Source organism: Bacteroides muris (ex Fokt et al. 2023), from assembly GCF_024704895.1.
In the GTDB taxonomy this organism is placed as follows: domain Bacteria; phylum Bacteroidota; class Bacteroidia; order Bacteroidales; family Bacteroidaceae; genus Bacteroides; species Bacteroides muris.
On sequence record NZ_JAMZEE010000010.1, the window covers coordinates 75,096 to 87,038 of the forward strand.

The window sequence follows — 11,943 nt, forward strand, 5'->3', positions numbered from 1 at the left end:
TCATTAAGGGGATGTGTCAAAACACCAAAAATATGAAAATCACCCCTGTCACAGATATTAAGAAACCTAAGTCACCAGTGTCCCGTTAAACTTTCGTTTATGTCATTTTTGAGAAAATAAAAATCAGAACTCTTTGATATTGAAGAAAGCACAATTTCTATGAGATGAGTATTTTTAACGGAACACTAGTGAACATAAGGTGATTGAATAAGAGAGGGGTGAATCATAAATGTCATATTATGATACACTTTCATCAATCGGTAGTAAGATATTATCCTGAAATCAATACTCTACCTTGTAATCTTTAGGAAGATTTTCCCCTTTCCATGCCTTCTTGGTAGTCCAGTCGGCAGGTACATCTGTCCAGAAAGGATTGTCAGCGGGCAAGCCTAATGGTAAGAAACTTAAGGTAGCCATATAGAGGCTTCCGGTAGAGGTGTATCCGTCAGCGGCTTCCGGCTGATGTCCGTTGAAACCGAGAACCAGCCAACCGTTTTTGTCAAAATTCTGGTTTCCTTCGTACATATTGCGATGTACGGCGGTCAGCGCACAACGTACTTGTGCGGGAGTGAGATGTGTCGGCAGTTTTTCACGCAATGCAACATCAGCTAAGGACTGGAAAGCGGCGGTGCGGTAAGTTACGGAACGGCCGAAAGCCGGATAAGTTCCGTCCGGTCCTATGATACGTTCACAAAATTCGGAGTGGCGGATCATGCGTTGAAGTGCTTCATCCACCTCCTTCTGAGTGGCTCTCTTCTTGGCAGCCAATGTCTCCAGCATGGCTACATACATGGGATTCAATACGTAAGCATTGTAATAGTCCATGCTGAATTTGGGGCCGTCGCTGTACCATCCGTCACCCACGTACCATTCCCTTATCTTGTTTTTGGCTATTTTCAGGCGGAAAGGATCACATTCACCTCCTGCCCAGTTGATGAATGATTCGTTCAGGCCGGTAAAAATCAGCCAGTTGTTGTATGCACCCGTCCGGTTGCGTAGGGCTTTCAATGATTCTATATAGCGTTGTTTGGTTGTGTTGTCCAGCGGTTCCCATAGGGCTTTTGGGGCACGCAGAAAAGCATGCACCAAGTAGGCGGCATCCACAATGGGCTGCGGCTGCTTGGTGAAGTTCAGTTTGTCGGGAGAAGTTGGGTCAACTGCATTCTTCAGCCCTTTCAGTACTTCCTCACGCATTTGTTTACGGAGCTTTCCTTCTTCTGTGTCATCATCGGGTAGTGCTAACCATGGAGCTACACCGGCCAATGTACGGCCTACAGCTTCCAAGTGGGTCACTTCATCATAACCTCTCGGATTTCCGCTCCGGGATTCTATCGGCATATTCTGGCGCAAAGTCCCCTCTGCCAGGTTATGGATGACGGGGTAGGATATTTTCCACATCAACTTTACCCATGTGGCACGGTCTTCGGCACCGGTGGTTACCTGATGCTCTTTGGTTGCTTTGTCTTTCTTGCTTTTGGCCTGCAAGGAAGAGGTGGGCAATGTCATTACTGCTATTAATAGTAAAATGAAATAATGTAATCGTTGCATGTTTTCTTTATTATAACGGTTAATGTATCATTGGGACATTCAAAATTAGAAGTAATCCTTTATATGGAATCTATATACTCCCACCGATCTCTTGTTAATGTCATATTTTTTATGGAAGAGAGAATGGTGGGAGTAGGAAAAAAATGATTTAGATTGCTGAGATTAGATTAGAATAGTGGTTCGTTGTTCAATATTTTGTTGTAGCGATGCAGAGCTTCTATGAAATAATAGTCCGCATACGTCAGGGGTACGTCAAGTTCACTACCGTGAGGAATGGCACCTGTACTGTGCATCAGGATGAAGTTGGCATTCTCGCCCAACTTGGCACGATAGGCAGCACTGCCCAAGGAGTGTAGAATCTGCTTGGCACCTTCCAAATACTTCTTGCTTTTGGCGCCCTTCACGTAAGTGCTCAACTCCAGCAGTGCAGAGGCTGTGCAGGCTGCGGCAGAAGCGTCGCGATAAAGAATGGGTGTAATGCTTGCTCTGGAACGTACACCGGGCACATAGCCCTCTTCCCAAGCATTGAAGTCCCACCATGCTACCTTGTCGCTGGGCAGATTAGGATGGTTCAGGTAGTAGTCAGCCATGCCTTGGGCGGTTTTTAGGAAACGCTTGTCGCCCGTCTCACGGTAACACAAAGTGAATCCGTAGATACCCCATGACTGGCCTCTGGACCAGCAAGAGTTGTCGGAATAGCCCTGCGAGGTCTCGCCCTTGATGGGAGCACCCGTTTCTTTGTCGTAATAGATGATGTGGAAGTGACTGTAGTCTTTGCGTATCTGGTTCTTCATCACCTTTTCGGCGTGCGAGATAGCTATGTTCTTGTATTCGTCGTCACCGGTCACCTTGCTGGTATGGAACAGCAGTTCCAGATTCATCATGTTGTCGATAATGACGGGAAAATCATATACCTTGTCGCCATGCCAGGAACGGAAGCCGTTCCAAGACTGGATGACACCTGCTTTGGGACGGAAGCGGGTACAGAGAGACTTGGCCGATTCGGTCAGAATATCCTCGTAACCCTCTTTCGGTGCGAAGCGGTTGGCGTTGCCATAACTGCAATACATCATGAAGCCGATATCATGATTGTCAGTGAATGTCTTGCAAGGTTCCATATACTTGGTATAAACCAGTGCGGAGTCTTGCAGAGCCTTGTCGCCAAGAAAATCGGAGATGTACCACAAAGTGCCAGGGAAGAATCCGGCAGTCCACAGATAGATGCTGCCTTTGGATACTGTACCGTCCTTGCGCATACTGTGGGGCATGATTCCCTTGTTTTCTTTGCCTTGTGCAGGAGTCTTCATCATCAGGTGATACTGCTTGGCGGCAAATTCCATGTTTTCTTGAATGAATGACTTCTCGGCTTCTGTTTTCTGGCTGAAAGCCGGAAAACAAAGAAGCAGAGAGAGAGAGGTTGTAATAAGTTTACTTTTCATAAATGAATTATCGATAAATAAAGTTTTATGGTCAGGATATAAACATTTGCTAAATCTATCTCAAGAGGTTACCAACCGGGGTTCTGTTCGCCCAACTCAGAATTGCGTTCGAACTCCACAGCCGGAATGGGGAACAGATAATCACGGTCAACGAATTCACGCTTAAAGATGAATTTACCCAAAATATCGTCATATTCGTAATTCAGTTTCTCCTTGGCAAGTCCCCAACGTCTAAGGTCGCTGAAACGATGGCCTTCGCAAGCCAGTTCTATAGCTCTCTCGTGCATGATGCGCTCAAACACTTCTTCCTTGCTGTGAGCTTCTAGCCAAGCGGCACCGCTGTTCAAGGCAGGCATGTTGGTGGACGGGCGTTGGCGTACCTGATTAATCAGGGCAACAGCCTCATCTTGCTGGTCGACCGCGTTGTAGCACTCGGCAAGCATCAGCAATACATCAGCATAGCGGATAAGCGGGAAGTCCACCGGTGAACTGCTACGCTCAAGTAAAATGCCGTCCATATCACCTTCCGGCACAAACTTGCGCCAATAATAATTATTGTGGTTTTGATTGTCGCGCAAGAAACCGTTGGCTTCGTTCACACCTGTAGCCAGCACATATTCCATCTCCTTAGGAGTAAATCCGTTGCAACCCAAGAAGTGAGCATATGGAGTAATCAATGTCTGTTCCATACGTGGGTCGCGGTTCTTGTAGATGGCGCGGATTTTGTCCCTGTCTGCCGGATAAGATTCAACGCTCTTCTTGTCTGTGCTCAACTTCGCCTCAAAGATGCTCTTTTGCAATGCTCTGTCACCATAGAAACCCGGATAAACCTCATCCCAGCTGAAGGGGCGACCGTCTTTGTATTCGTACATATCGGCTAAGATGTCGGTAGGCATATTGTTGTTCCAGCAACCGCCGAAAGCGGCACGACTGCCCAGACGGAGGCAGTAAGCCAAACCATATTCATTGTCGGCACCATTCACACATTGAATGCTGAAAATCATTTCGGCAGACTGGTCGGCTTCCAGCGTAAAGAGGTCGGGATAGCTATCGTTCAGGCGATAGCCGTAGTCACGTCCTTGAGGATCTTTTACGATTTCCTCAAAGTCAGCCTTGGCACCGGCAAAGTCCTTCGTATAAAGTTTCACCTTACCGCGCAGAGCCACGGCAGCACCACGCGTGGCGCGTCCATAGTCAGAGCTTCCCCATTTCACGGGCAATACATTCACTGCCTCATCCAAATCGTCCAAGATGAATTTCTTGGTCTCTTCGGCTGTAGTACGGGGCTTCTTCATATTCATAAACTCCTGATCTACCACAGTTGTCTCGTCATAAAGGGGCACACCACCGTAGAAGTCGAGCAAATGGAAGTAGTGGAGAGCGCGCATAAACTTGGCCTCAGCCTTATAGAGCGCTTTCTTCTCATCGCTGGTATTTACCTTGTCAATATTCTGCAACAGTAAATTGGCACGGAAAATTCCATTATAAGAACTTTGCCATTTGCTTGTGATATAGGCGGTACGGTCATTATGAGTTCCTTTGATAATGGCAGGCATCTGCCAGTTGTTGTAATCCATGGCAATTTCGCCCAGTGCATCCAAGTTGTAGTAAGCGCCGAAAGTATTTTCGTTCCGCAAGGTTTCGTACATAGCCACCATACCTTGGTATGCGTGTTCTTCGGTTTGCCAAAAGGTTCCGGAACTCGTTTTGTCATGCGGAAATTGATCCAAGTCGTAGCAGCTGCTCATCAGCCCGGCTGCTGCCAGAAGTAATATATATTTTTTCATGATGTTATTGTTGTTTGTTTAGAATGAAACGTTAAGTCCGAAGGAAGCCTGACGGATGGCAGGATAAGTCAAACCGCTTGTCTCGGGGTCCATACCTACATAATTGCTGAAAGTGAAGAAGTTCTCTAAGCTACAGAACAGACGTACACGGTTCATCGCAGCTGCGTTTGTCCACTTCTTTGGCAAGGTATATCCCATCTGGATATTCTTTATCTTCAAGTAAGATTTGTCTGTTTCCCACATATCGCTGGCACGGGTGTTACGACTGTCGTTAATAAGAAAACGGGGATACTTGGCAGGCGTGTTACGTCCTTCATACCAACGTCCGTCCGCCACTTCCTTACCGATTTGGTAAGCACTGGCCGGAAGATTGGAGGAGTGCATAGATTGGTATTGCACTTTATAGCTGCCTGTACCGGACATCAGCATAGAGAAGTCGAATCCTTTGTATTCGAAGCCCAAATTGATACCGAAGTACAGGCGGGGCTTGTTTCCGTGACCTCTCACTACGCGATCATTATCGTCGAAAACACCGTCATGGTTGGTATCTTTATAGAGTACGTCACCCAATTCCGGACGTTTGTATTGGGTGAAAGGATTTACTTTATTTCCATCTTTATCTACTGAATTAGTGGCAAGCCATTCTACATAATCCAAGTCATTCTGAGTTTCGATGATGCGGTCAATCAGCAGTACGTATTCCGACCAGATGGGTAATCCTTCCTTTAGGATAGTGTTTCCGTTATAACTCGGTTCGTTACCTTTGTACTTGGTCACTTTGTTCTCAACGAAAGTAAAGTTCGTACCAATGTTGTAGTGGAAATCATTGATTTGGTCGTTCCAGCTCAGCGTCAATTCGAAGCCGTTGTTACGCACCTTGGCACTGTTCTGACGGGGAACTTTGGCATTACCGTGTACCAACGGAGCGGGCAAGTCAATCAAGATGTCCTTGGTGTTCTTGATGAAATATTCCACGCTACCGGACAAGCGGTTGTTCAGTGTGGCAAAGTCAACGGCAAAGTTGGTAACGGCTGTACTTTCCCAAGTCAGGGCAGCATTGGCAATGGAGCTGATATAGAGCCCCGTTTGAGCTACATTGCCCAAAGCATACTTTAAGTCGTTGTAGTTGGAGATAGACATATAGTTGGCAGAATAAGGGTCATCTCCCAAATAGTTGTTGCCCAGTTCACCGTAAGACATACGGAACTTCAAGGCATCCAGCCAGCTACGGGTTTTCTCCATAAACTTTTCCTGGTCGATGCGCCATGCAGCCGAGAAGGAGGGGAAGTAACCCCAGCGGTTACCTTTCAAGAAACGTGAAGAACCGTCGGCGCGTATATTCATCTCCAACAGATATTTGTTGTCCCAACCCAAGTTGATGCGGCCGAAGTAGGAACGCATGGTCCATTCATTCTGATTTCCGGATGTGTTCGGATCAGATGTGGCACCGTCGATTACATCAACGTTTCCATTTATCGGGTCTTTTCTGCTGGCATTTATCTTGCGGTCACGAGACATCTCCTGGCTGGCACCTACCATCACATTCAAATCCAGATGCTTGTCGAAGAACTTGTTATCGTAACGGACAACCCCATCCATGAACATACGTTCTTCCTTGCGGTTATAGTTGTTGATGGAGTGTCTGGTGGCATCTGCTCTGACTATGTTATCCTGGGCAAAGTTCCAAAGGTTGATGGGCTGGGTTCTCCATGAATTGAACTTGTCGGTAAATTCGTATGAGTAAGAGCCTTGGAGAGTCAAACCTTTAACGGGAGTCAAAGTTGCATTGAATGCGCTACGGAAGTTGCGCATCTCTTTGTTGCCTTTGTTGCGATAGAGATACATAAAAGGATTGTTGACCTGAATGTCCTCACCCAGAGCCTGTGCACCTCCGAAGCGACCGTCGGGATGGCGGAGCACTACTCCCGGTGAACTGGCGTCACTATAAGTAAAGATGTCTTTTATGTTGTCGGAAGCGATGTCGTTGTTGGAGAGATAACCGTTAAGCTTGGCACCCAACGTCAACCAGCTGGCCACTTTGGCCTCTACATTGGAACGGAAGCTGTACTTCTCGTAACCGGCATTGTCAATGATACCCGGATTCTTGAGATAACCGAATGAAGTGAAGAAGGAAATCTTGTCTGTGCCACCGCTCAACGAAAGGTTGTGATTGGTGGCCACGGCTGTCTGGAACATTTCGTCCGTCCAGTCCGTATTGGGATAAAGCAGAGGATTGCGGCCTTTGTCATTTCTCCAGGCATCAATGGTTTCTTGGTTGAACTGGGCATATTCTCCTCCACCGGAATTACGATGAGCCTCGTTTCTCAGTTCCATGTAATCGGCATAGTTGGTTACAGCCTCCACTGTCTTTCCGATGGATTCCAAAGAGACGTAACCGGTATAATCTACGGAAATCTTACCCTGCTTACCCTTCTTGGTAGTAATCAGGATTACACCGTTGGCAGCACGGCTACCGTAAATGGAAGCCGAAGCGGCGTCTTTCAGCACGGTCATGCTCTCCACGTCTTGCGGAGACACGGTATTGATGTTACTCTCCATACCGTCGATGATGATGAGCGGGGCCGAGTTGTTCAGCGAGCCTTGTCCGCGCACTAGGATACTGGCGTTGTCGTTGCCTGGTACGTTGCTGCTGGATGTCACGGAAACACCTGCCGCCATACCGGCCAGACCGGAAGACAAGTTGGTGACGGGACGCTTCTCGGCAATATCCGCCATGTTTACGGAAGATACGGATCCCGTCAGATTTACTTTCTTCTGCGAAGCATAACCCACTACCACAACTTCATCAATCAATTCGCTGTCTTCTTGCAGCGTGATGTTGAGATTGCTTTGCGCGCCTACCTTGACAGCTTGTTCCTTGTAACCGACAAAGCTGATGACCAGCGTTGCGCCTTCGGGCACATTGTTCAATGTAAACTGACCGTCGATATTGGTAATGGAACCGTTGGTTGTTCCTTTTACCATTACATTAGCGCCAATGATGGTTTCTCCTTTATCGTCTATCACTATACCTGTAACGGTACGTCCTTGTTGTTGCACGATAAGTGAAGAGTTCACTGCATAAGAGTCGGAATGGTTTCTTCCGGTAGCATACACCGGACTTGTCGCCAATAAAAAGGCACCTCCAACTAAAAGTTTGGATAAGTTAGCATGAAACATACATTTGTCTTTTTTGTTTTGACACATGGTTTACTGTAATTTTAAGGTTTTTCATCGTTGCAAAAATAAAATCGTGAGGAATCACAGATGGACTACATTCGTTTCTTTAAGGGGAGAAAACAAACAAATTCATACATTTAACACTTATTACAAACGGGTGTATTTTGTATAGCAATGGGGTAGATTCGTACATGTATTAATGGTTAAAAAGAATATAAACAATTGGTTATCAAGTGCTTCTTGTACATAATTCATATCTTCCCTATATTGCTTTCCCGACAGACTAATCCACATATCCAGCCTCCCTGTAGCACTGATATATCGTAATGTGGAAAGTGGTATGAGGGATATTATGGATAATCATTTAGGCCTGTTTAAGTGTGAATTTCGACAGGTAGTACGAAAATGTACCTAAAATTGGACGATACTTCTCTTGATTAATCTAATTTTAGGCTTCTTTTGTTCAAAGAAACTTTATTAGAATTAATCGCCATGAACAAATTTATTTTCTTGAAACTCCAAATGAACAGAAGCACAATGCTTTTATTTATGCTATTGTGGACTTGTATTGCATGGGGACAACAACCATGGTTGCAGAGTCATCCCCGCTTGTTGTTTACCGGAGCCGAGACCCCGGAAGTGAAGCAATTGATAAAAAATGACCCGCTGGCCGGAGAGCTGGCTTCCTTCCTGAAAACGGAGGCTGACTCTGTTGCCGGATTGAAACAGCTTCCTTACGAAATGGATAAATATGGAAACATGCTCTATACGTCGAGGGGATACCTATTCAGGCTGGGTACATTGTCGCTGGCCTACCGGATGTATGGAGAACGGAAATACCTGGACGCTGCTAACCGGGCACTTTTATGGGTGTGCGGCTATCCCGACTGGAATCCCAGACACTATCTGGACACAGCGGAAATGACTGCTGCCGTGGCCATCGCATACGACTGGCTCTATGACGAACTGCCTCGTGCCACCAAGCAATTAGTGAAAGCCTGCATCTACAAGAACGCTTTGCACCGTGTGCTGGCGGAGTATGAAAAAGGAGGACCGGGCAGTTGGGCCAAGCGCGAGACCAACTGGAACGTGGTGTGCAACACCGGCATGGTGCTGGGAGCACTGGCCGTGGCCGAGGATTATCCGGAAGAGACCCACGCCATTCTGGAGAACGCTGCCAAGTATATGCCCAATTGCTTGAAACTGTTCGCACCGGACGGGGTGTGCTACGAAGGCCCGGCCTACTGGGGATATACCAACCGTTACCTTGCCATGTACTTGAAAGCTGTGACGGACAACGGAGGCGACAAGGGGAAGATTGCGGAATTGCCGGGCATTCCCCGCACGGCGCTTTACCAGATACGCACCCTTACGCCCTCGGGACATCCGTTCTATTTCGGAAACGCGGGTATCGGACATGAATCTTTCGGCGGTCCTGCCTATTTCCTTTACAGCAAAATGTTTCACCAACCCGAAGTGGCTGCATGGAACCGGAACGAGGTAAGCAAAGCACTGCATGGCGCCCGGATGTTCGATCAGGTATTTTTCCTTTCCCTGCCGTGGTTCGACACCGCTTCTGTGGAGGAAGCAAGCAACATACCTGCCCTGGAGGTCTATCACAACAAGATAAACGACATAGTGGTGTTCAACGGAGACCGCAGAAAGAAAGGTTCCGTATATCTGGTTGCCAAAGGCGGATTGCCCAATCAGGCACATCAGCAGATGGACTGCGGCACATTCATCGTGGAAAGCGACGGCGTGCTTTGGACGGAAGACCTCGGAGCGGACGACTATGACCTGCCCGGATTCTGGGACGGGAAGCCCGGCGGACAACGCTGGAAATATTTCCGCAACAATAACTTCTCGCACAATGTCATCAACATAGACCACGATTTGCAATATGCCAACGGACACGCCTTTGTCTGCGAGGAGCAACCGGAAGCCAAGCAGCCTTTCGCCACATTGAACCTGTGCGAGGTATATCGGGAAAAAGCGAAAAGCGCATACCGCAAATTCACGTTGATTGACGACTGCACCATGGAAGTGGAGGATGAAGTCGAACTGCTTGATGCCTCTTCCAGAGTGACATGGGTGGCCGGTACAAAAGCTGAGGTAAAAGCAAACGGCAACAAGGCTGTCTTCGTGCGCAACGGCAAACGCTTCTACATGCAGATAGTGGCTCCGACAGGAGCGGTATTCAAGACTTATCCCGCCAAGAATACGTACAAAGGAGAGAAACCCATCAAGGGTATCACGATGCTAGAGGCGGAATGTGCGTTCAAAGGAACTTCCGGTAAGGTGATTGTACGCATGAGCAGTCGGAAGCTTTAACGAAATGGCAGGTTTCAAACAACTTTTTAAAACCTTCCCCAAAAAACAGAAAAACAATGATGAAGAAACTGATTTCACTCTTCCATGTGCGTGTCGAGAAGGACACGATAGGTGGTATCAATGACCCGCGCCATGCTGAGTTTGCCGACCAATATGAGAAAGAAAAGACGATAGAGCGCAAAAAGATAAAGGATATCCGGGTGGAGCGAGGCAGAAGCGTGACCAAATTGGACAGTTTCCGATTCAAGTCCAAACAGGATGGATGCCATTTCTTGGTCTATACTATTTAAAAAATAAAATTCACTTTAAAAAACAAAATCAGCATGAAGAAATTCTTGTTATCTATTCTCATGGGTTGCTCTCTCTTGGAAGCAGCCGCCCAAATCGCATTCACCGTAAACCATGGCCCTTATCTGCAAGAAGTGACGCAGGACGGAGCTACCATCGTGTTCACCACTTCCCGGAAGGCATTCTCCTGGGTGGAGCTGAAACAGCATGATGCACCGGAAGCTGAGGCCGTGAAGCATTTCAACTCGAAAGACGGGCTGAAAGAGGCCTGGAACACCTTCAGTTCGGTGCGCGTGGAGCATCTGAAACCGGGCACAAGCTACGACTATCGCATTATCTCCAAGGAGATGCGCTCGTTTCAGCCTTACAAGGTGGTATATGGTGACAGTATTGCCACGAAGTGGCATACCTTCTCTACCATAGACCCACAGAAGAGGGGAGGTTCTTTTTTTATCACCAGCGACATGCACTTCGATGCCGCTAAACTGGAGAAACTGCTTCATGCGGCAGACTACCGGACATGCGATGCTTTCTTCTATGCTGGTGACATGACCAGCTACATAGATAAGTTCGAAATTCCGTTCACTTCGTTCATCGACACCAGCGTCAAGCTGTTCGCATCGTCCGTCCCGTTTGAGGTGGTGAGGGGCAACCATGAGACACGCGGCAACCTGGCACGCACCTATTCTTCTTATTTCCCGAAGAAGAACGGGAAGATTTACGGTTCCTGCCTGCTGGGCGACGTGATGGTGGTGATGCTGGACAGCGGTGAGGACAAGGCGGAGAACCATTGGGTATATGCCGGGCTGAACGACTATGATGCCTATCGCACGGAACAGGCCGAATGGCTGAAGGAACTGATGAATACCAAGGAGTATAAAAAGGCCAAATACCGCATTGTCATTTCCCACTTCCCCATGGTGATGAGCCAACAATGGAAGGACGAGAAAGAATGGGTAGGCTGGGAAGACGCTATACGCAAGTTTTTGCCTGTCTTGAACAAGGGGAATGTGGATCTCTTGGTATCGGGACATACTCACCGGTATTTTTTCCATGAACAGAATGTGGACGGAAATAATTTCCCCGTGCTGGAGCAGGGTGAAAGCTCTGCCGTGCGTTTGGAACTGCACGGAGGCAAGGTGCAGTTTCAAGTTATAGGGGTGGATGGAAAGATACTGATGGAGAAAACCATAAGCAAGAAGTAAGTCTGTCATTCCACAATCTTCATCCGGTTCACCCCATTTGAATCCTCAGGAATATAGCGCCCGGCAAGAGTATGGTTGTCTATCTGTTTGACTACTTTCAGATAGGTGCCATTCTACATGATTTGGATATCCTTATTCAGTTGCTCTCTAAGGGTGATAAGGAAC

General features: G+C 47.4%; 7 protein-coding genes. 3 read left to right on the forward strand and 4 right to left on the reverse strand.

The window, feature by feature from the left end; translation table 11 throughout:
* Positions 1-282: 282 nt before the first annotated feature.
* The 4 genes from M1B78_RS05950 to M1B78_RS05965 all read right to left on the reverse strand — a co-directional run bounded on the left by M1B78_RS05950 (position 283) and on the right by M1B78_RS05965 (position 7,954).
* Positions 283-1,548 carry a DUF2264 domain-containing protein gene (locus M1B78_RS05950; protein ID WP_257940167.1) on the reverse strand — a complete coding sequence of 422 codons (1,266 nt, stop codon included), beginning with the start codon at positions 1,546-1,548 and terminating at the stop codon, positions 283-285.
* Between the two features lie 167 nt (positions 1,549-1,715).
* Complete coding sequence (locus M1B78_RS05955) at positions 1,716-2,987, reverse strand: glycoside hydrolase family 88 protein (RefSeq protein WP_257940168.1); 1,272 nt, start codon at positions 2,985-2,987, stop codon at positions 1,716-1,718.
* A gap of 68 nt (positions 2,988-3,055) precedes the next feature.
* On the reverse strand, positions 3,056-4,774 hold the full coding sequence (locus M1B78_RS05960) for a RagB/SusD family nutrient uptake outer membrane protein (protein WP_257940169.1): 1,719 nt from the start codon (positions 4,772-4,774) through the stop codon (positions 3,056-3,058).
* Between the two features lie 18 nt (positions 4,775-4,792).
* Complete coding sequence (locus M1B78_RS05965; protein ID WP_257940170.1) at positions 4,793-7,954, reverse strand: SusC/RagA family TonB-linked outer membrane protein; 3,162 nt, start codon at positions 7,952-7,954, stop codon at positions 4,793-4,795.
* Between the two features lie 537 nt (positions 7,955-8,491).
* On the opposite strand from M1B78_RS05965, the gene M1B78_RS05970 reads away from it, so the two are divergent.
* The 3 genes from M1B78_RS05970 to M1B78_RS05980 are packed head-to-tail and all read left to right on the forward strand — an operon-like array spanning position 8,492 to position 11,778.
* Entirely contained in the window at positions 8,492-10,285 is a 1,794-nt protein-coding gene (locus M1B78_RS05970) for a heparinase II/III domain-containing protein (RefSeq protein ID WP_257940171.1), read from the forward strand.
* A gap of 56 nt (positions 10,286-10,341) precedes the next feature.
* Complete coding sequence (locus tag M1B78_RS05975; protein ID WP_136009702.1) at positions 10,342-10,575, forward strand: hypothetical protein; 234 nt, start codon at positions 10,342-10,344, stop codon at positions 10,573-10,575.
* Between the two features lie 33 nt (positions 10,576-10,608).
* Complete coding sequence (locus M1B78_RS05980; RefSeq protein ID WP_257940172.1) at positions 10,609-11,778, forward strand: metallophosphoesterase family protein; 1,170 nt, start codon at positions 10,609-10,611, stop codon at positions 11,776-11,778.
* Positions 11,779-11,943 lie beyond the last annotated feature (165 nt).